Source organism: Pseudomonas sp. Mb7, assembly GCF_054790525.1.
The window spans coordinates 5,585,235-5,603,939 of the sequence record NZ_CP186501.1 but is presented as its reverse complement, the minus strand read 5'-3'; the positions used below and the strand labels follow the sequence as shown (position 1 = coordinate 5,603,939).

The 18,705-nt window shown below is 59.2% G+C and carries 18 protein-coding genes; 10 read left to right on the top strand and 8 right to left on the bottom strand.

Annotation, left to right across the window (positions count from 1 at the left end; genetic code table 11):
- The first annotated feature begins 197 nt into the window (after window positions 1–197).
- From hflK (ACOYXH_RS25350) to cfaB, 8 genes are all read left to right on the top strand, one after another.
- Complete coding sequence (gene hflK / locus ACOYXH_RS25350; RefSeq protein ID WP_460410022.1) at window positions 198–2,159, top strand: protease modulator HflK; 1,962 nt, start codon at window positions 198–200, stop codon at window positions 2,157–2,159.
- Window positions 2,156–3,202 (top strand): protease modulator HflC, encoded by a 1,047-nt coding sequence (gene hflC, locus ACOYXH_RS25345; RefSeq protein ID WP_095049602.1) that lies wholly within the window; start codon window positions 2,156–2,158, stop codon window positions 3,200–3,202. The genes hflK (ACOYXH_RS25350) and hflC overlap by 4 nt, the downstream gene beginning before the upstream one ends.
- The gene (hflK, locus tag ACOYXH_RS25340; protein WP_460410021.1) at window positions 3,199–4,248 is read left to right on the top strand and encodes a protease modulator HflK; all 1,050 of its coding nucleotides are present in this window, start codon (window positions 3,199–3,201) and stop codon (window positions 4,246–4,248) included. Before hflC ends, hflK (ACOYXH_RS25340) begins: the two co-directional genes overlap by 4 nt.
- On the top strand, window positions 4,245–6,152 hold the full coding sequence (locus tag ACOYXH_RS25335) for a heavy metal translocating P-type ATPase (protein ID WP_460410020.1): 1,908 nt from the start codon (window positions 4,245–4,247) through the stop codon (window positions 6,150–6,152). The genes hflK (ACOYXH_RS25340) and ACOYXH_RS25335 overlap by 4 nt, the downstream gene beginning before the upstream one ends.
- Before the next feature lie 110 nt (window positions 6,153–6,262).
- A complete protein-coding gene (gene bufA2 / locus ACOYXH_RS25330; protein WP_095049605.1) occupies window positions 6,263–6,514 on the top strand; it encodes a BufA2 family periplasmic bufferin-type metallophore in 252 nt (83 codons plus the stop codon).
- 65 nt (window positions 6,515–6,579) lie between these two features.
- Complete coding sequence (gene bufB / locus ACOYXH_RS25325; protein ID WP_460410019.1) at window positions 6,580–7,425, top strand: MNIO family bufferin maturase; 846 nt, start codon at window positions 6,580–6,582, stop codon at window positions 7,423–7,425.
- Complete coding sequence (locus ACOYXH_RS25320) at window positions 7,416–8,204, top strand: HvfC/BufC family peptide modification chaperone (RefSeq protein ID WP_460066537.1); 789 nt, start codon at window positions 7,416–7,418, stop codon at window positions 8,202–8,204. The genes bufB and ACOYXH_RS25320 overlap by 10 nt, the downstream gene beginning before the upstream one ends.
- 85 nt (window positions 8,205–8,289) lie before the next feature.
- Complete coding sequence (gene cfaB / locus ACOYXH_RS25315; protein WP_095049608.1) at window positions 8,290–9,477, top strand: C17 cyclopropane fatty acid synthase CfaB; 1,188 nt, start codon at window positions 8,290–8,292, stop codon at window positions 9,475–9,477.
- Window positions 9,478–9,512: 35 nt separating this feature from the next.
- Here cfaB and cls read toward each other — a convergent pair whose 3' ends face one another.
- Window positions 9,513–10,952 (bottom strand): cardiolipin synthase, encoded by a 1,440-nt coding sequence (cls, locus tag ACOYXH_RS25310; protein ID WP_095049609.1) that lies wholly within the window; start codon window positions 10,950–10,952, stop codon window positions 9,513–9,515.
- Between the two features lie 131 nt (window positions 10,953–11,083).
- Here cls and ACOYXH_RS25305 point away from each other — a divergent pair, with 131 nt between their 5' ends.
- On the top strand, window positions 11,084–11,602 hold the full coding sequence (locus ACOYXH_RS25305) for a DUF3617 domain-containing protein (RefSeq protein WP_034152149.1): 519 nt from the start codon (window positions 11,084–11,086) through the stop codon (window positions 11,600–11,602).
- A 104-nt stretch (window positions 11,603–11,706) separates the two neighbouring features.
- On the opposite strand, the gene ACOYXH_RS25300 is transcribed toward ACOYXH_RS25305, so the two are convergent.
- From ACOYXH_RS25300 to folE2, 6 genes are read right to left on the bottom strand one after another with little or no spacing between them, the layout of a single operon-like run.
- Complete coding sequence (locus ACOYXH_RS25300) at window positions 11,707–13,038, bottom strand: dihydroorotase (RefSeq protein ID WP_460410018.1); 1,332 nt, start codon at window positions 13,036–13,038, stop codon at window positions 11,707–11,709.
- A gap of 4 nt (window positions 13,039–13,042) precedes the next feature.
- A complete protein-coding gene (locus tag ACOYXH_RS25295) occupies window positions 13,043–13,603 on the bottom strand; it encodes a gamma carbonic anhydrase family protein (RefSeq protein WP_093429587.1) in 561 nt (186 codons plus the stop codon).
- Window positions 13,600–14,475, bottom strand: coding sequence for a metal ABC transporter substrate-binding protein (locus ACOYXH_RS25290; RefSeq protein ID WP_460410017.1), 876 nt, complete (start codon window positions 14,473–14,475; stop codon window positions 13,600–13,602). Before ACOYXH_RS25290 ends, ACOYXH_RS25295 begins: the two co-directional genes overlap by 4 nt.
- Window positions 14,476–14,486: 11 nt before the next feature.
- Complete coding sequence (locus ACOYXH_RS25285) at window positions 14,487–15,353, bottom strand: metal ABC transporter permease (RefSeq protein ID WP_093429589.1); 867 nt, start codon at window positions 15,351–15,353, stop codon at window positions 14,487–14,489.
- Complete coding sequence (locus ACOYXH_RS25280) at window positions 15,353–16,021, bottom strand: metal ABC transporter ATP-binding protein (protein WP_093429590.1); 669 nt, start codon at window positions 16,019–16,021, stop codon at window positions 15,353–15,355. Before ACOYXH_RS25280 ends, ACOYXH_RS25285 begins: the two co-directional genes overlap by 1 nt.
- Window positions 16,018–16,914, bottom strand: a complete 897-nt coding sequence (gene folE2, locus ACOYXH_RS25275) for a GTP cyclohydrolase FolE2 (RefSeq protein ID WP_095049612.1) — start codon at window positions 16,912–16,914, stop codon at window positions 16,018–16,020. The genes ACOYXH_RS25280 and folE2 overlap by 4 nt, the downstream gene beginning before the upstream one ends.
- Window positions 16,915–16,998: 84 nt before the next feature.
- On the opposite strand from folE2, the gene ACOYXH_RS25270 reads away from it, so the two are divergent.
- Entirely contained in the window at window positions 16,999–18,201 is a 1,203-nt protein-coding gene (locus tag ACOYXH_RS25270) for an N-acetylmuramoyl-L-alanine amidase (RefSeq protein WP_460410016.1), read from the top strand.
- On the opposite strand, the gene ACOYXH_RS25265 is transcribed toward ACOYXH_RS25270, so the two are convergent.
- Complete coding sequence (locus tag ACOYXH_RS25265) at window positions 18,198–18,575, bottom strand: glutamine synthetase (protein WP_095049678.1); 378 nt, start codon at window positions 18,573–18,575, stop codon at window positions 18,198–18,200. The genes ACOYXH_RS25270 and ACOYXH_RS25265 overlap by 4 nt on opposite strands.
- Window positions 18,576–18,705: the final 130 nt, after the last annotated feature.

Genomic DNA, 18,705 nt, shown 5'->3' with positions numbered 1-18,705 from the left:
ATGGATGGATGCAGATCGCTAACGGTAGTTTCGGATAAAAATTACGAGCGTAATATGTGCGTTTGCGGACATTTCGGTCAAGGCTTCAGCCAAGCGACAGGTTAGGCATCTTTGAATAAGCGTAATTGTGTACGAATATTTCACGCTTTTCGTTATATCGTAACGATATGCAGTGTTGGCTAATGAATTGGGGTGATATGCAAGTCGATCTGGAAGTGGATGGCACGCAAGTGACCGCACTGCCGCGCTTTCAACAGGCGGCCGTGCAGAGCCGGCGTCTGCGCCGCTGGGCGATCGGTTTCGGCGGATTGGCCGGGGCATGCTGGGTGCTGGCGTTCTTTGTCGGGCTGTTTGCCGCGCAATCATTGTGGCTGCCGCTGCTGGTCAATCAGAGCGCCGCGCTGCTGGTGCTGGTTGCCGGGCTGCAATCGGCGTGGTGGGTGACACAGTGGCGCGCACGGGTGATCAATCCGGTTGTGCTGGCGCCGCTTGCTGGGGAGGAACAATCTCCGCCGCAGGGGTGGTATGAGCGGCTGCTGGACCGGTTGAGTGAGCGCAGTCTGCATCTGCTTGGCCAGATCGGTGCGGCGACGCTGTGGTTGGGTGGCTGGGCGCTGCTGGCGGTGCTGAGCATCGAGCAGGTTTGGAATCTGACGTTGCCGGCCGCTGCGGTGGGTTTATCGGCAACGGTGGGCGCAGCGTTGACATTGTTGTTGGCGTTCGGTCTGCTGGTGCTGGAGCGGCAACTGGCCCAGGAAAACCCGGCGCAATGGCCCGAAGCGGTTTCACTCGCGCAACTGACGCGTGTGGCGATCATCAGCCTGGTGCTGGGCGCACTGTGTTTGTTGTTCGCTGGCGAGAATGCCGTGTGGCCAGTTCGCGTCGCTGTCCTGATCGGTATCTTGCCGGGATTGGTCGCGATCGAGTTGTTATTGCGTGCCCTTCTTTCAGTGTTCAGCCCTCGTCGCGAACAGCTTGAGCCGCGCCTGCTGGCGCGCAGTTTTGTCGCAGAGATGCTGCGCTGGCCGCCACAACCTTTACTCGCGTTGCAGCATGAATTGCACAACCGTTTTGGCATCGATCTGCGCCAGATCTGGGCGTTCAGCTACATGCGCCGTGCTTTTCTACCAGTGCTGGTGCTAGTAGCCGCAGTGGGTTGGTTGCTCACCGGGATCCATGAAATTCCGCTACAGGGACGCGGTATTTATGAGCGCTTTGGCAAACCGGTGCAGGTATTCGGCCCAGGTTTGCACAGCGGCTTACCTTGGCCGCTGGGGCGGGTGCGGATCATCGAAAACGGCGTGGTGCATGAACTGGCCACCAGCGTCGGCGAAAACCCGGTCCCGCTGCAAGCCAACCCTGCTGAGGGTCCGGCACCGATGACCGCCAACCGTTTGTGGGACGCCAGCCACGTCAACGACAAATCGCAAGTGATCGCCAGCAGCCGTGGCGATCAGCAGAGCTTTCAGATCGTCAACATGGATGTGCGCTTCGTCTATCGCATAGGCCTCAGCGATCAGGCCGCACTGGCGGCGACGTATAACATTGCGGATGTGCCAACGCTGATTCGCAGCACCGCCAGCCGGATTCTGGTGCACGACTTTGCCTCGCGCACGCTGGACGGCTTACTTGGTCAAGACAGGGTAGGGCTGGGCGATGAGATTGGTCGCGCGGTGCAGCATGATCTACAAACACTCAACAGTGGCGTGGAGATTCTCGCCACGGTCGTCGAAGCCATTCACCCGCCGGCCGGTGCCGCCAATGCCTATCACAGCGTGCAAGCCGCGCAGATCGGCGCGCAGGCATTGATCTCCCGCGAGCGTGGCGCGGCAGCTGAAGCGAGTAATCAGGCGCAATTGCAGGCCAGCCTGGCTCGCGATCAGGCCAGCGCCAATGCGCGGGAAATCAATGCTACGGCGCAGGCGGCGGATCTGAAATTCAGCGCCGAGCAAAAAGCTTACGCCAGTGCCGGCCAAGCTTTCGTGCTGGAGCAATATCTCGGTCAGCTCAGCCAAGGGCTGAGCAAGGCCAAGTTGCTGGTACTCGACCATCGTCTCGGGGGCAGCAGCAATGCGCCGACCATCGACTTGCGGACCTTCACGCTGCCGGCTGACCCGACGCCCGCGCGTACCACCGCTCAACCAGGAGTCGCCCATTGAGCCAGTCGCATACTCACGAACCGCATGATCACAGCGGCCACGATCATGGCAACGGCGGACATCACCATCATCATGGGCATCATCACCATCACCACGGTGCGCCGGAAGAGGCAGGGCCTTTCCCGTGGCGACGCATGAGTTGGGCCCTATTGCTGGTGGCGTTCGCCATCGCGGCGGCAAGCCTGGTGCAAGTGCGCTCGGGCGAGGCCACGGTCATCACGCGTTTTGGTAACCCTGCGCGGGTGTTGCTTGATCCGGGTTTGAGCTGGCGTTGGCCAGCGCCGTTCGAGGCGGCGATTCCGGTCGACTTGCGTTTGCGCACGACGTCCAGTGGCTTGCAGGATGTCGGCACCCGTGACGGCTTGCGCATCATTGTGCAGGCCTACGTGGCGTGGCAGGTGCAGGGCGATGCGGACAATGTGCAGCGTTTCATGCGTGCGGTGCAGAATCAGCCGGACGAAGCGGCGCGGCAGATTCGTACCTTTGTCGGCTCGGCGCTGGAAACCACCGCGAGCAGTTTTGATCTGGCGAATCTGGTGAACACCGATGCCAGTCAGGTGCGTATCGCCGATTTCGAAGCGCAGTTGCGCCAGCAGATCGATCAGCAATTGCTCGCGACGTATGGCGTGCGGGTTGTGCAAGTCGGCATCGAGCGTTTGACCTTGCCGTCGGTGACACTCACTGCCACGGTCGATCGCATGCGCGCCGAGCGTGAAACAATTGCCACTGAACGCACGGCGATCGGCAAACGTGAGGCCGCGCAAATCCGTTCCGCAGCTGAGCGCGATGCGCGAATTGTGCAGGCTGACGCGACGGTAAAAGCGGCAGAGATCGAAGCGCAGTCTCGTGTCGAAGCGGCGCAGATTTATGGCCGTGCTTACGCCAGTTCACCGCAGCTTTACAACTTGCTGCGCTCGCTCGACACCCTCGGCACCATCGTTACGCCGGACACCAAACTGATTCTGCGTACCGACGCCGCGCCATTTCGAGTATTGGTCGACGGCCCGCCGACACTCGACAGCAAATCCGGATCGCAGCCATGAATGATGAAGTTCCACGTGGAACATCTTCGCTGAACAGTCCATGGATTCAGGCGGGGCGTTTGGCATTTTTTGCCTTGTACGCGGTGACGATCCTGGCTGCATTGGTCTGGGTGTTTTCCAATGTGCGGCAAATTGATCCGCAAAATCGTGCCGTGGTTTTGCATTTCGGCGCGCTGGATCGCATCCAGAATGCCGGTCTGCTATTGGCTTGGCCGCAGCCATTCGAACAGGTGATTTTGCTGCCGGCAGCCGATCGGGTGATCGAGCGTCGTGTCAAGAATCTGTTGCGCAGTAATGAGGCGCTGAAGGCCGATCGGGTCGCTTCCTTTGCCACCCCCCTGAGTGATGCGCTGGCCGGATCCGGTTATTTATTGACCGGTGATGCCGGCGTGGTGCAACTGGATGTGCGGGTGTTCTACAAAGTCACTGACCCTTACGACTTCGTGTTGCAGGGCGAGCATGTCTTGCCGGCGCTGGATCGTCTGGTGACACGCAGCGCGGTGGCGCTGACGGCCGCACGCGATCTGGACACCATCCTGGTCGCCCGCCCGGAGTTGATCGGTGCCGACAATCAAGCCGCAGAACGTCGTGAAAAACTACGTGGCGATCTGGTGCAAGGCATCAACAAACGCTTGGCCAATTTGAAGGCAAGCGGGCAGGGCATCGGTATCGAAGTGGCGCGGGTCGATGTGCAATCGAGTCTGCCCGATCCGGCGGTCAGTGCTTTCAACGCGGTATTGACCGCTAGTCAGCAAGCCGACAAAGCTGTGGCCAATGCACGCACCGACGCCGAGAAACTCACCCAGACCGCCAACGAACAGGCCGACCGCACGCTACAAGTCGCTCACGCGCAGGCTGGCGAGCGCTTGGCCAAAGCCTCTGCCGATACGGCCACGGTGTCGAGTCTGGCCAAAACTACCGACCCGCAAATGCTCCTGCGCCTGTACCGCGAGCGCATACCGAAGATTCTCGGTCAGGCCGGATCGGTGACCACGGTCGACCCGAAAGACGATTCCCGCCTGATCATTCAGGGAGCCAGTAAATGACTGCGACGACCGCCGCACCGAGCCTGTTGTCTTCGGCCGAACAACGCCGTGCTGCACGGCAACTGACCTTGGCCATGCTTGCGCTGGGCCTGCTTGGTCTGGGTCTGATCTGGCGCTGGCAGATGCCTGAGCAAACCGGTGTCAGTCAGTTGCTGCTTGGGTTTGCATCTTTATTGGTTGGCGTGCCGGTAATGCGCTCGGCGTGGTACAGCCTGCGCTATCCGAGCTTGCACGGCATCACCGATCAACTGATTGCCCTGGCTATGCTCGGTGCATGGGCGACTGGTGACTTGCTGACAGCGGCGTTGCTGCCGATCATCATGATCTTCGGCCATGTGCTGGAGGAGCGCAGCGTCATCGGCTCGCAAGAGGCGATCCATGCCCTTGGCCAACTGACGCGCAGCCATGCGCGCAAGGTGCAAGTGGATGGCTCGATCATCGAAGTGGACAACGGCACGTTGAAAGCCGGCGACACCGTTGAAGTGCGCGCCGGTGATCGGATTCCCGCAGATGGTCGAGTGTTATCCGGTCAGGCCAGTCTCGACACTGCATCGATTACCGGTGAATCGGTGCCGGTCGAGGCGGGTGTCGGTATGTCGGTGTTCGGCGGTGCGATCAACCTCGACGGTCTGTTGCGTATTGAAGTGACGCGCACCGGTGGCGAGTCGACACTGGGCAAGGTCATCGCGTTGATGCAGAACGCCGAGCGCTCGAAACCGCCAATCACCCGGTTGCTCGAACGTTACGCTGGCAGCTATATGGTGCTGGTCTTGCTGCTGGCGGCAGTGACCTGGTTTATCACTCACGATGCGCAAGCGATGCTTGCGGTATTGGTCGCCGCTTGTCCGTGTGCGTTGGTGCTGTCGGCTCCGGCCACGGCGATTGCCGGTGTGGCGGTGGCCGCACGTCACGGCATACTGATCCGCAGTTCGGCGTTCCTTGAAGAACTGGCCGACCTGACTTCGCTGGTGGTCGACAAGACCGGCACCCTGACTTTCGGCACCCTGCGCCTGCAGTCGATCAATAATCCGTGTGCAGATTCGTCCGTGATCATCGCGCTTGCAGCCAGCCTTGGCGCGGCAAGCAGTCATCCGGTCAGTCGTGCGCTCGCAGGGTTGGTCAGTCAGGAAGAATGTTTGGCACTCAGTGATATCCACGAACGTCAGGGCCTCGGTGTGGTGGCCATGACCGCGCAAGGCGAAGCCGCGTTGGGCCGACCGGAGTTGTTCGCGCAACTGGGCATCACCACGACGACGGTTCCCGATCACGACGGTCCCATCGCCGGGTTGGCATTGAACGGTGCATTCCTCGCCTGGTTGTTGCTCGCCGACACGGTTAAACCGGAAGCCCGTTTTGCCCTCGACGAATTGCGCGAGTTGGGTCTTGGCCGGCAATTGCTGCTAACCGGCGATCGCCAAAGTGTGGCGCAATCGCTGGCCAGCGAGGTCGGCTTGCATGAGGTGCAAGCCCAAGCCCTGCCCGAGGAAAAACTCAATCACGTACTCAAGGAAATCAACAATGGTTTTCGGCCGATGGTAGTCGGTGACGGTATCAACGATTCCCTCGCACTGAAGGCGGGCGTGGTCGGTGTAGCGATGGGCGCGGGCGGAGCGGACATCGCGCTGGCCTCGGCCGACATCGTCTTGATCGGCAGTGACCTGCGCCGTCTCGGTACATGTGTGCGGCTTAGCCGCCAGTGCCGCAGGACGTTGCAGGTCAATGTGATCATCGGCCTGGGCTGGACGCTGGCCATTGTCGTGTTTGCCGCTTTCGGTTGGCTGGGTGCCGCCGGGGCGATGATCGCCGCGCTGCTGCACAACCTCAGCACGTTGCTGGTCCTCGGGAATGCCGGGCGCTTGCTGCGCTTTCAGGAGCCGTTGCTCAAGCTCAAGAACGATCTTTGAAATTATTTTTCGATCCTCTGTAACGCCGTCGGGGCCGCTCTCTCTAGTGCTATGTCGGGACTGAACAACCTTCCAGCCGACACCCCTGACGATTACCGAGGATAAGAAAAATGACCATCAAGACCGCTGCTGCTGGTGCCGCTCTCGCTTTGGCTGCCGCCACAATGTTTGCCGGTGTTGCCTCCAACGCGATGGCCGCCGATGCCAACGTTCACTGCTACGGCGTGACCTCTTGCAAAGGCCAGAACGACTGCAAAACCAAAGACCACGCCTGTAAAGGCATGGGCGCCTGCAAAGGCCAGGGCTTCAAGGCAATGACTCAGGCGGCGTGTGAAAAAGCCGGTGGCAAGGTCGGCGAATAACTGACCGGCAAGTGTTGCCGCAGTGGTTTGCGCCACTGCGGCCACTTTTTATCAGGAGTCCGCACATGTCCGCCTCTCTTCCTTTTCTGGGTTATGGCCTGGGTTTACGCAGTGCTTATTATCAACAGATCCTTGAGCAGTCGCCGGATGTCGACTGGTTCGAAGTGGTCTCGGAAAACTTCATGGTGCAGGGCGGCAAGGCTCTGTATTACCTCGATGCCTTCGCCGAGCGCTATCCGTTGGTGATGCACGGCGTATCGTTGTCCATCGGCGGGCCGCATGCCCTCGATCCTGACTACCTCAAACAACTCAAACAATTGGCCGAACGCGTCCGACCGGCATGGATCTCTGATCACCTGTGTTGGAGCCGCGGCAATGCCCATCAGCTACACGACTTGCTGCCGTTGCCTTACACCGAAGAAAGCCTGGTTTACATTGCTGCTCGGGTGATGCAGGTTCAGGATATTCTGCAGCGCCCGTTGGTGCTGGAAAACGTCTCCAGTTACGTGCGCGGCGCCTCGGACGAATTCACCGAGTGGGAGTTTCTCGCTTTGCTCAGCCATGTGAGCGGCTGCGAATTACTGCTGGACGTGAACAATGTCTACGTCAGTTCACGTAATCATGGCTTCGATCCGTGGGCCTTCATCAGCAGCCTGCCCGTTGATAAAGTCCGCCAACTGCATCTGGCGGGGCACAGCGATTACGGCGATTACGTGATCGACACCCACGACCATCCGGTGAGCGATCCGGTCTGGGCGCTCTATCAACGCACACTCGAACATTTCGGCCCGGTGGCGACGTTGCTGGAACGCGACGATCATTTTCCGCCCTTCGAAGCGCTGCTTGATGAACTGCAAACGGCCCGTCAGCTCGGGAACAATGTTCTTGCGCGGAGGCAGCCATGCTCCTGAAAGAGTGGCAACTGGCGTTTGAAGCGTTTCTGCTCGAAGAAGACCCCAACGCGAATCCGACGTTGAGCGAGAGCCTGATCGGTGGCCCGACACTGGATGTCGGCACGGGACTGGCGATCTACCACAATGCTTACAAGGCGCGTTTGCTGGACGTGTTGCGCAATGACTTTCCGACGAGCCTGCACTGGCTGGGCGATGAGGAATTCGACCGCCTCGCAATGGCTTACATCCAACGGTATCCGTCTGCGCACTTCAGCCTGCGCTGGTTGGGCAAAGGCTTCGAAGGCTTCGTCCGCGAGCATCTGGTGCCGGAACAGAGCGCGCCGCTGGCTGAGTTGATTGCGCTCGAATGGGCCTTCACCCTGGCTTTCGATGCACCTGCCGCTGAGCCGCTGACAATTGAGGCCATGGCGGCTTTGGCTCCGGAGGAGTGGCCCGAATTGCGCGTCAGAGCGGTACCGTCCATGCAATGGCTGGAGTGCCGTTTCAACAGCCTTTCTTTATGGCGTTCGGTAAAGGAGGAATCGGAATTCCCTGGCAACATGCCGTTCGAAATCCCACAGATCTGTCTGATCTGGCGCAACCAGTTGATCTGCAGTTACCGCAGCCTGGATCCAGCCGAAGCTTCAGCTCTCAAGGGCATACTCAACGGTGGCTGGAATTTCGCCGAACTGTGCGCCGAGTTAGCAGTCACTTATGGTGAGGGCGCGCCACTTCAAGCCGTGACCTGGCTTAAACACTGGATTCAGGAAGGTTTGCTGGAGCGTCTGCAACGATAGACAAGGCTAATCAAATCGATAGCCTGCTATTTTTCCGGGATGGTCTACCCTCAGATCTGACGTCTGAAACAAGGGGGGATTTTCCATGCTCGCGCAACTTCCACCGGCCTTACAGAATTTGCAGCTTCCGCTGCGCCTGCGACTCTGGGATGGCCATGAGTTCAATCTGGGGCCGGCGCCCAGCGTCACCATCGTGGTCAAGGACCCGCAGATGGTCAGCCAGTTCACCCATCCAAGCCTTGATGCGCTCGGAGCGGCATTCGTTGAAGGCAAGCTGGAACTGGAGGGCTCGATCAGCGAGGTCATCCGGGTCTGCGACGAATTGAGCAACGCTTTGCTCGGCGACGATGACGACAGTCAGCCAGTGCGTACCTTGCACGACAAGGAAACCGACGCCAAAGCCATTTCCTACCATTACGACCTGTCGAATGCGTTCTACCAGCTCTGGCTGGACAGCGACATGGCCTACTCCTGCGCGTATTTCGAAACCGGCAGCGAATCCCTCGAGCAGGCGCAACAAGCCAAATTCCGCCACCTGTGCCGCAAGCTGCGTTTGCAGCCGGGTGACTATCTGCTGGATGTCGGTTGCGGCTGGGGTGGGCTGGCCAGGTATGCCGCGCGGGAGTTCGGTGCGAAAGTGTTCGGCATCACCCTGAGCAAGGAACAGCTGGAACTGGCCCGCGAACGGGTCAAAGCCGAAGGCCTGGAAGACCAGGTCGAACTGCAATTGCTCGACTATCGCGACCTGCCTCAGGACGGGCGTTTCGACAAGGTAGTCAGCGTCGGCATGTTCGAACACGTTGGCCATGCCAACCTGGCCGAGTACTGCAAAACCCTGTTTGGCGCGGTGAAGGAGGGCGGTCTGGTGATGAACCATGGCATCACCGCCAAGCACACCGACGGCCGTCCGGTGGGACGTGGTGCCGGGGATTTCATTGAGAAGTACGTCTTCCCCAACGGCGAATTACCGCACCTGGCGATGATCTCGGCCGAGATCAGCGAAGCCGGTCTGGAGATTGTCGACGTCGAAAGCCTGCGCCTGCACTACGCGCGCACGCTGGACCACTGGAGTGAGCGGCTGGAGGACAACCTGGAAGCCGCTGGCAAACTGGTGCCGGATCAAGCGCTGCGTATCTGGCGTCTGTATCTGGCCGGTTGCGCTTATGCGTTTGCGCGCGGCTGGATCAATCTGCACCAGATCCTCGCGGTGAAGGCGCATGCGGATGGCAGCCATGAACTGCCGTGGACGCGCGACGATATCTACAACCCTTAACCGCTAAGCAGTCCTTTTCTTACCGGTGAGGGCTTTCATAGAATCGGTGAAATAAGCCGGGCGATCCGCATGCCGACCTGTTGCAGGCGGTGGATCTCCCGGCTTTCTTCTTTGGCGACTTCGTAGGCTTGCGCGAAATCGGCGCTAAGCATGTTCTCCACGCTGGCGGCGAAGTCACTGTCGACGGTCAGCAGCATCACTTCGAAATTCAGCCGGAACGAACGGTTGTCCAGATTGGCGCTGCCGATCGCGCTGATCTCGCTGTCGATCAACACCACTTTCTGATGCAGGAAACCGGGTTCGTAGCGGAATACCCGTACGCCGGCGCGCACGGCTTCAAAGGCGTAGAGACTGGACGCGGCGTAAACGATGCGGTGATCGGGACGCGACGGCAGCAGCAATCGCACATCGACGCCCCGCAACACAGCCAATCTTAGGGCGGCGAATACAGCTTCATCCGGGATGAAATACGGGCTGGTGATCCACACCCGTTCGGTCGCCGCGTGGATCGCCTCAACAAAGAACAGCGAGCAGGTTTCGTAAGCATCTGCCGGGCCGCTGGCGAGCAATTGGCAGAGCACGCCGTCATCCGGGTATTCGTCGGGCAGGATCAGCGGCGGCAGGGTACGCGCGGCCCAGAACCAGTCTTCGGCAAAGGATTCCTGCATACAGGCGACGACCGGGCCACGCACTTTCACATGCGTATCGCGCCAGGGTGCCAGCGGTGGTTTTTCACCCATGTATTCATCGCCAACGTTATGCCCGCCGACAAACCCGACCACTCCATCGACCACGACGATCTTGCGGTGATTACGGAAGTTGACCTGAAAACGATTGAGCCAGCCACTGCGTGTGGCGAAGGCTTTGACCTCGACGCCGCCATCACGCAACGTCTGCACATAGCTGTGGGGCAGGGCGTGGCTGCCGATGCGGTCGTAAAGCAGATGGATTGATACGCCTTCAGCAGCCTTCTTCAGTAGCAGATCACGCAAACGCTGACCGAGCCGATCATCGTGGATGATGAAAAACTGAATCAGCACCGCTTCTTTAGCTTGATCGATGGCCTGAAATATAGCGTCGAAGGTGGCCGTGCCGTTTACCAGCAATTGCACTTCGTTATTCGCCAGGCAAGGCATACGTCCCAGTTTGGGCATCGCACGTAACGAGGCATAGGCATTCGAGGCGCGTGCAGTCAGCGCTTCTTCCACCCACGGACGCCAGTTCAACTCGGAGATGGCCTGCCGCATCTGTTCGTTGGCCTGGCGTCGTGCCTTGATGTAACCATCAAAGGTGCTGCGCCCAAATACCAGGTACGGAATTAGCGTGAGGTAGGGAATGAAGATCAGCGACAATGCCCAGGCGATCGAGCCTTGAGCCGTGCGCACGGTGAGCACCGCGTGAATTGCGGCGATCAAGCCGAGTGTGTGTATCAGGGCGATCAGATAACCGAAAATGTGCGGTCCAAAATAATCCATGGGGCAGCCTTGCTCCGGAAGATTCAATGCTTAACAGACCATGTTCTGCCGCGAATGTCGCTATTTAATTGGTGCATGAACCGAAGCAATCGGCCGACGTCTAACGGCCACTACTGATCAGGAGTTTTTCGATGAACGTTCGTCTGCTGGGTTTGGCGCTGGGCCTGGGTTTGGCTTTGCCGGTGGTTGCGCAGGCGCAGATGCTGCAGCCGGGGCTGTGGGAAATGACATCGAGCAACGTCAAGGTCGATGACCAGCCGATGGATGTGCAATCGATCCTCGGCCAGTTGCAAGGCCAGATGACCCCGCAACAGCGTGCTGCGCTGGAGAAGAACGGGATCAATATCGGCGGCAAGGGCATTCGTGCCTGTCTGACGCCGGAGCAGGTGGCGACCAACGATATTCCATTGGCCGACCCGCAATCGGGCTGCAAACAGCAGATTACCGATCGCACCGGCAACCAGTGGAAATTCCGTTTCAGTTGTCCGAAAGCGCAGGGTACCGGGGTGGCGACGTTCCTCAGTGATCGTGAATTCACCACCGTGGCCAACGGCACGTTCAATGCGATCGGGATCAATCAGAAGGGCAGTCTGGAGACTCGCGCGGTTTGGTTGGGTCAGGACTGCGGCGCTGTGAAGCCAAGAGCTTAAAAGCTTCGCGAGCAGGTCGCACCGTCGCTCCCACCTTTGAAATGCAGTCTAATGTGGGAGCGACGGTGCGACGATTCGACCTGCTCGCGAAAGCGTCTTCGTATTCAGCGCATAAACCTCAGCGCCAGCCCCCGACATCCCTCGTTCACCCGACCCTCCCGCCAGGCAATCTGCCCCGACACCATCGTCGCATTCACCCGATGCCGAAAGCTGCGCCCGGCAAACGGTGTCCATCCGCACTGCGACAGAATGGGTTGCCGATTTACCTCCAGGGCTTGCGGTTCAACCAATACCAGATCCGCCCAGTAGCCCTCACGTAGATACCCACGATCGGGAATCGCAAAAAGATCCGCGACTCTGTGGCTGGTCTTCGCCACCAGCGTAGTGATTGGCAGCACATCGTCCGCCACCAACTCTAGCAGTGCCGGTAACGCGTGCTGCACTAAAGGCAATCCCGCAGGTGCCTGCGTATAAGGTCGTTGTTTTTCAGCCCAGGTATGCGGTGCATGGTCACTGCCGATCACGTCCAGTCGATTGCTGTTCAGTGCCGCGCGTAGTGCATCGCGATCGGATTGGGTTTTGATCGCCGGATTGCATTTGATCAGGTTGCCGAGGTGGGGATAGTCGCGATCATCAAACAGCAAATGGTGCAGGCAGACTTCCGCCGTGATGTGTTTTTGCGCCAGCGGTCTGTCCTCGAACAACGCCAGTTCACGCGCCGTGGTCAGGTGCAAAACATGCAGGCGCGTGCCGTGACGTTTCGCCAGATCAACCGCCATTGAAGAACAGCGATAACAGGTCTCGGCATTACGGATCAACGCATGGGCAGCCGGGGGCAAACGATCACCGAACAGCTCATGCAAGTTGGCGGCATTGGCGTTGATGCTGGGCGTGTGCTCGCAGTGAGCCAAGAGGATCGTCGGCACCTCGGCGAACAGTCGCTCGAGGATCTTCGGATCGTCCACCAGCATGTTGCCGGTCGATGCGCCCATGAACACTTTCACCCCGGCGACTTCACACGGATTGAGCGCCGCCACTGTATCGAGGTTGTCCTGGCTTACGCCAAAGTGAAACCCGTAGTTGGCCACGGAGTTGATCGCAGCCCGGCGCTTTTTATCCGCCAACGCTTTGAGGGTGAGAGTGGCCGGGTTTGTATTCGGCATGTCCATAAAACTGGTGATGCCACCGGCGACCGCCGCCCGCGACTCGGTATGAATGCTGCCCTTGGCTGGCGTACCAGGCTCACGAAAATGCACTTGGTCGTCGATCATCCCCGGCAGCAGCCATTGGCCCTTCGCGTCGATTTCCACCTTGGCGTTTTCGCCTTCGATGCTGCGGGCAATCTTGACGATGCGCCCATTGCTGACCAACAGATCGCCGTCGAACTCGCGTCCTTCGTTGACCAGCCTTGCGTTGCGAATCAGCACGCTGCTCATAGGTTCAGAACTCGTTCTGCAAGGCTTTGTAGCCGCGCACCAGGTCGACGTTGGTGCGCGCCACGTCTTCAGAAAACTCCGAGGCGCTGACGCTGACCGGTGGAAATTGCGAGAGGTCGGTGTTCGGGCCGATGCGAGTCGTCGAGGGCACATAGAAAGCGTCCGGCAAATCCCGACCGTCGACCACCGAGTTGTGCCGCACCACACAACCGTTGCCGACGACGCAGTTGAACAGGACACTGTTGAAACCGATGAACACTCGATCGCCGACGACGCAGGGGCCGTGCACGATCGAGCGGTGGGCGATGGAACTGTACTCACCGATGGTCACAGCCGCGCCGGATTTGGAATGGATGACCACGCCGTCCTGGATATTCGAATTGGCGCCGATGATGATCGGCTCCATCTCGCCTGAGGCGTCCACTTCGTCGGCGCGAATGACTGCGTAGGGGCCAACGAAGACGTTCTCGCCGATCACCACTTTGCCGCAGATAATCGCGGTTTTATCGACGTAGGCCGACTCGGCAATGTGGGGCAAATCACCTGAAGGATTCTTGCGGATCATGGTTGGCTCAGTGCGTCGTAAAGAGTGTTGAGGTTGTATTCGAACAGACCGGTGAAGGTACTGGCGGGACCGCTGGCGGCGAGGGCATCCGAGTACAGCGTGCCGCCAATGTGCGCGCCGCTTTCGTCAGCGATCTGTTTGAGCAGGCGTGCGTCCTTGATGTTTTCCATGAACACCGCTTTGACGTGGGCATGGCGAATCTGGGTGATCAGCGCGGCGACTTCGGCAGCCGAGGGGTCGCGTTCGGTGGACAGGCCTTGCGGTGCCATGAAGTCGATACCGTAGGCCTGACCGAGATATCCGAAAGCATCATGGCTGGTAACGATCTTGCGGTTGCCCGGTGGCAGCGCACCGAGTTTGGCTTTGGCTTCGGCGAGCAGGGCGTAGATCTGCTTCAGGTAGGTTTTGCTGTTGCGTTCGTAGTCGGCTTTGTTCGCGGGATCCGCAGCGATCAGTGCTTTGGTGATATTGGCGATGTACAACTCGGCGTTCGCCAGATTGTGCCAGGCATGCGGGTCGGGAACGGTTTCGCCGTCTTCATCCAGCGAGCGTGGAATCACGCCGTGACTGGCACTGATGACCGTGGTTTTGGTCTCGGTACTGGTGACCAGACGATCCAGCCATGGCTCGAAACCCAAGCCATTCTTGACGATCAGTTTGGCCTTCAGAAGGGCTTTGGCATCGTCTGGCGTCGGCTCGTAAGTGTGAGCGTCAGCGTCCGGTCCAACCATGTTGGTGATCTGGACATGTTCGCCGCCGACCTGATGGACCATGTCGGCGAGGATGCTGAAGCTGGTGACCACGGGCAGTTTTTCCGCGGCCGACAATGACATCGACAGCATCAGGCTGAACAGCACGAGTAGAGCGCGCATCGGGAAACACCTCATTGGGATGTGAGCAAAGGCGGGCGGCGCAACAGACCGTGCACCGGCCCGAACACCACGGACAACAGATAGCCAAGGCCGGCGATCAGGACGATGGCCGGGCCGCTCGGCAGCGAGTAGTAGAACGACAGCAGCAAGCCGAACCAGACCGAGAGGCAACCGATGACGGCCGCGATGGCAATCAGGGTCGGCAGCCGGCGGCTCCAGAATCGCGAAGCCGCAGCGGGAAGCATCATCAGGCCGACTACCATCAGCGCGCCGATGGCCTGGAAACCGATCACCAGATTGAGTACGACCAGCGTCAGGAACACGCCATGGGCGAGTGGGCCGAGGCGGCTGACGGTTCTCAAGAACAACGGGTCGAGGGTGTCGAGCAGCAGCGGTTTGTAGATCAGCGCCATGGCGATCAGGCTGAATCCCGAAACCCACAACATGCCGGTGAGGGTCGGACCATCGACGGCCAGTGCTGAGCCGAACAGCAGGTGCAACAGGTCGAGGCGTTTGCCGGCGATGCCGAGGATGAGTACGCCACTGGCCAGCGAGATTGGATAGATCGCAGCGAGACTGGCGTCTTCGCGCAGGCCCGTGCGGCGGGTGATCCAGGCGGCGAGGCCAGCCATGCTCAAACCGGCGCCCAAGCCTCCCAGCGTTAGCGCGGGCAGGCTCAGTCCGGCAAACCAGAAACCCAATGCCGCGCCGGGAAGGATACCGTGGGCCACGGCGTCACCGATCAGGCTCATCCGTCGCAGGATCAAGAACACGCCGAGGGGAGCGGTGCTGCACGCCAATACCAGTCCGCCGAGCAGGGCACGGCGCATGAACACGAACTCATTAAATGGTTGCCAGAGGTGGGCGACGGTGAGCATCAGGCCACCTGTGTGTGAGGTGTTTGCTGAATGAGTTCTGCGCTCGCACCAAACACGCAGTCGCGGTTTTTGATCAGCAACGTTTTGGGGATGTGTTGGCGTACGGCGGCGAGGTCGTGACACACCACGACCAGTGTCCGACCTTCGCCGTGCCAGCCGTGGATGTGCTGCCAGAGCAACTGCTGACCGAGTTCATCGAGTGCGGCGTGGGGCTCGTCGAGCAGCAGCACGGGCGCGTCGGTCAGGCTCAGTCGAGCGAGCAGGGCGCGTTGCAGTTCGCCACCGGACAGGGCCATGAGTGGGCGTTGCTCGAGTCCGCTCAGGTGCCAGTTCGCCAGTGCGTCTTTCAGGCGCTGGCTTCGTAGTTGAGTCGAGAGCCTGCGTCCCCAGAAACCGGCGGCGACCAGATCTTCGAGGCTGATGGGGAATTGGCGATCCAGATGCTGTTGCTGGGGCAGAAAGGACAATCCGCTTTGACGTGGGACACTCAGCCCGACATTGCCTGCCAATGGCTTTTGTAGCCCAGCGATCACTTTCAGCAGGCTGCTTTTGCCACAGCCGTTGGCACCGATGATTGCCGTCAGGCTGCCGCTGTCGAGTTCAAGGTCCAGGGGCACGGTCAGTGGTTGGCCGGGCGCACCCCAACTCAGGGATTGGCAGCGGATCATGCTTGCTCACGCTGCCAATGGCTTTCGGCGACGGCGTCGTGAGCGTGAAGACTTTCGGCGTGGATCACTCGCAGTTGAAATGCGCTGATACCGGGAGTACGTCGCAGGGCCAGATTCAGGCGGCGTGCCGCGTCTTCGCAGAACATCAGGTTCTGCCCGTTGGCGAGGGCGAAGGCTTGTTCGTCTGCGCGTTTCACGGCGGTTTGTACGGCGGTGCCGAGGGCAGCTTCAGCGTCATTGATGATCACGCTAAGAGGAAACTCATCAATGAAGTCGTCGAGGTGAAGGTGCAATTGTGCTGTGCTGCGTTGGCTGTGAGGCGTGGCAAGGATGCCTTGGGTCGAGCCAAGCCATGCCAGAACGTCGGCGTGTTGTAGGGCGTTGTTGGCGAAGTCGGCGATGAATTTCTGCTGGATCAACTGTCGCGCCAAGGCTGCTGAGCAAGGGCAAGTTGAGGAGTAGGGCACTTCGATTTTGAGTTCCACGTGGAACACTTCATTTATCAGGCTGGCGAAAATGCTCGCGGGATAAGACTTCCAGCCGGCCAATGGGCTGATCAGCGCTGACCTCTTTAGCAGCAAATCGGTGTGGATATTCAGGTAGGCGCGGTTGGATAAACCTTCGTGGCTTTGCAGGAAATCCTTGAGCACCTGATGCAGTAGCGCTGGGGACAGGTTCTTCTGTTCGAGTGCTTCCAAGGCCAGATACAGCCGCGACATGTGAATGCCACGCGCCTCGCCATCATCAAGACTGACACCCGCATCAGCCTTGGCGCTCAAGCGCTGACCCTCTAACAAAACAGGTAACGCAATGCCGCGCATGCCCACCCATTCGAGTGGCAAAGTTTGGCGTGCGACCTGCGCGGCGATATCCGGAAGTGTCATCGAATTCATGTTCGGGACCGTCGTGTTGATTGAATTGAATGTTACATTATAACAATTCAAATCACGATGCCTTTTTCATGAACAGGCTTTCATATGCACAGACGCCACTTGCTTAATCTGATCCTGGCCAGCGCGGCCCTCGCTCTCCCTTTCAGAGTTTCAGCTACGCAAATTCGTAATGCGCGCCTATGGCGCTCGGATGAAAAGCTGCGATTGGTGTTCGATCTAAGCGGCCCGGTGCGCTATAAAACCTTCACGCTAACGGCCCCGGAACGTCTGATAATTGATGTGTCCAGTGCGAGCGTTGGCGCAGATTTCCGTCAGCTCGCGCTAAATGGAACGGTGATTCGTTCGATTCGCTCCGGGCCTTTTGGTCACGGTGACACGCGGATTGTTCTGGATCTGAGCAATCCGGTGCTATTAAACAGCTTCCTTTTGGCGCCGCAGGACGGCCAGGGCCATCGCTTGGTTCTGGATCTGGTTAGCGCCAAATCCACGCCAAATACGCCAATGGTTCCACGTGAAACACCTGCGCTGAAAGCGCATCCAAGACGAGACATCATTGTTGTCGTTGACCCAGGGCACGGTGGAAAGGATCCCGGTGCTGTCGGTGCCAAGGGCGAAAGGGAAAAGGATGTGGTGCTTGCCATTGCGCAACTGCTCGCCAAACGCCTGAAAAAAGAGAGGGGCTTCGATGTAAAACTGGTGCGCAATGACGACTTTTTCGTGCCGTTGCGCAAACGCGTGGAGATCGCGCGTCAGCATAAGGCGGACATGTTTATCTCAGTGCATGCCGATGCAGCGCCGCGTCTGACTGCTTCCGGCGCGTCGGTATATTGCCTGTCTGAGGGTGGTGCGACATCGGCGACGGCACGCTTCATGGCGCAGCGGGAGAATGGTGCGGATCTGCTCGGCGCCACCAGTCTGCTCAACCTGAAAGGTAAGGATCCGATGCTGGCGGGGGTGATTCTCGACATGTCGATGAACGCGACGATCGCTGCCAGTCTGCAGTTGGGCAGCACGGTACTTGGCAGTCTGGCCGGCATCACTACGCTGCATCAGAAGCGTGTGGAACAGGCAGGATTCGCGGTTCTGAAATCGCCAGATGTACCTTCAATTCTGGTGGAGACCGGCTTCATTTCCAATGCGCGCGACAGTCAACGGCTGGTTACTGCGCGACATCAGCAGGCCGTGGCCAACGGGTTGTTTGAAGGATTGCAGCGTTATTTTGCAAAGAATCCGCCCATCGACAGCTACCTTGCCTGGCAGCAGGCGCAGAAAAACAACCAGGTTTAACAGCCGGTAATGCGGCTGCAGGTGAATTTTGCGCTGCTGCCGCCCGAGCTGGAGAAACGATTGATGGTCGTCCAGCCGACACGTCGGGTGTAACCAACCCAGGCTTCGCCATCAGAGGCGACCCCGGTGAAGAACGTCAATTGCCCGAAACGGCTGTTGGTCTGCGCCCAATAACGCCGGCCAGTCTTTTCAAAACCGCGCAGATAAAGGGTGTTGCCGACGGTATTGACGCTATAAGCGTTGCCATCGGCGTCGACACAAGCCAGCAGGTTGGCGCTGCGTGTGCAGCTGGCGAGTGCCGGCAATTGCGCGCAGGCATTGCCGCCCAGCAACAACCCAAGGCTCAACATCGAGCATTTCAGCGCATTTCTCATGGCGATTTCCGGGTGCGGGATTGGCGAAGCTTCCTGTTGTTTGTCGATCAAGACAAGAGAAGGCTGGTTTCTTTTTATTGTTATACTATAACATTGGTTTAAATTAAGCCTGGGCAGCCCGATTTCAAGG

Coding starts and splice junctions, on each gene's coding strand:
- ACOYXH_RS25335 (WP_460410020.1), top strand. CDS start 4,245: ATGACTGCGACGACCGCCGCACCGAGCCTGTTGTCTTCGGCCGAACAA.
- ACOYXH_RS25285 (WP_093429589.1), bottom strand. CDS start 15,353: ATGCTCACCGTCGCCCACCTCTGGCAACCATTTAATGAGTTCGTGTTC.
- ACOYXH_RS25280 (WP_093429590.1), bottom strand. CDS start 16,021: ATGATCCGCTGCCAATCCCTGAGTTGGGGTGCGCCCGGCCAACCACTG.
- bufB (WP_460410019.1), top strand. CDS start 6,580: ATGTCCGCCTCTCTTCCTTTTCTGGGTTATGGCCTGGGTTTACGCAGT.
- folE2 (WP_095049612.1), bottom strand. CDS start 16,914: ATGAATTCGATGACACTTCCGGATATCGCCGCGCAGGTCGCACGCCAA.
- cfaB (WP_095049608.1), top strand. CDS start 8,290: ATGCTCGCGCAACTTCCACCGGCCTTACAGAATTTGCAGCTTCCGCTG.
- ACOYXH_RS25295 (WP_093429587.1), bottom strand. CDS start 13,603: ATGATCCGCAAGAATCCTTCAGGTGATTTGCCCCACATTGCCGAGTCG.
- ACOYXH_RS25290 (WP_460410017.1), bottom strand. CDS start 14,475: ATGCGCGCTCTACTCGTGCTGTTCAGCCTGATGCTGTCGATGTCATTG.
- ACOYXH_RS25300 (WP_460410018.1), bottom strand. CDS start 13,038: ATGAGCAGCGTGCTGATTCGCAACGCAAGGCTGGTCAACGAAGGACGC.
- ACOYXH_RS25320 (WP_460066537.1), top strand. CDS start 7,416: ATGCTCCTGAAAGAGTGGCAACTGGCGTTTGAAGCGTTTCTGCTCGAA.
- ACOYXH_RS25305 (WP_034152149.1), top strand. CDS start 11,084: ATGAACGTTCGTCTGCTGGGTTTGGCGCTGGGCCTGGGTTTGGCTTTG.
- bufA2 (WP_095049605.1), top strand. CDS start 6,263: ATGACCATCAAGACCGCTGCTGCTGGTGCCGCTCTCGCTTTGGCTGCC.
- hflK (WP_460410021.1), top strand. CDS start 3,199: ATGAATGATGAAGTTCCACGTGGAACATCTTCGCTGAACAGTCCATGG.
- hflK (WP_460410022.1), top strand. CDS start 198: ATGCAAGTCGATCTGGAAGTGGATGGCACGCAAGTGACCGCACTGCCG.
- ACOYXH_RS25265 (WP_095049678.1), bottom strand. CDS start 18,575: ATGAGAAATGCGCTGAAATGCTCGATGTTGAGCCTTGGGTTGTTGCTG.
- ACOYXH_RS25270 (WP_460410016.1), top strand. CDS start 16,999: ATGCACAGACGCCACTTGCTTAATCTGATCCTGGCCAGCGCGGCCCTC.
- cls (WP_095049609.1), bottom strand. CDS start 10,952: ATGGATTATTTTGGACCGCACATTTTCGGTTATCTGATCGCCCTGATA.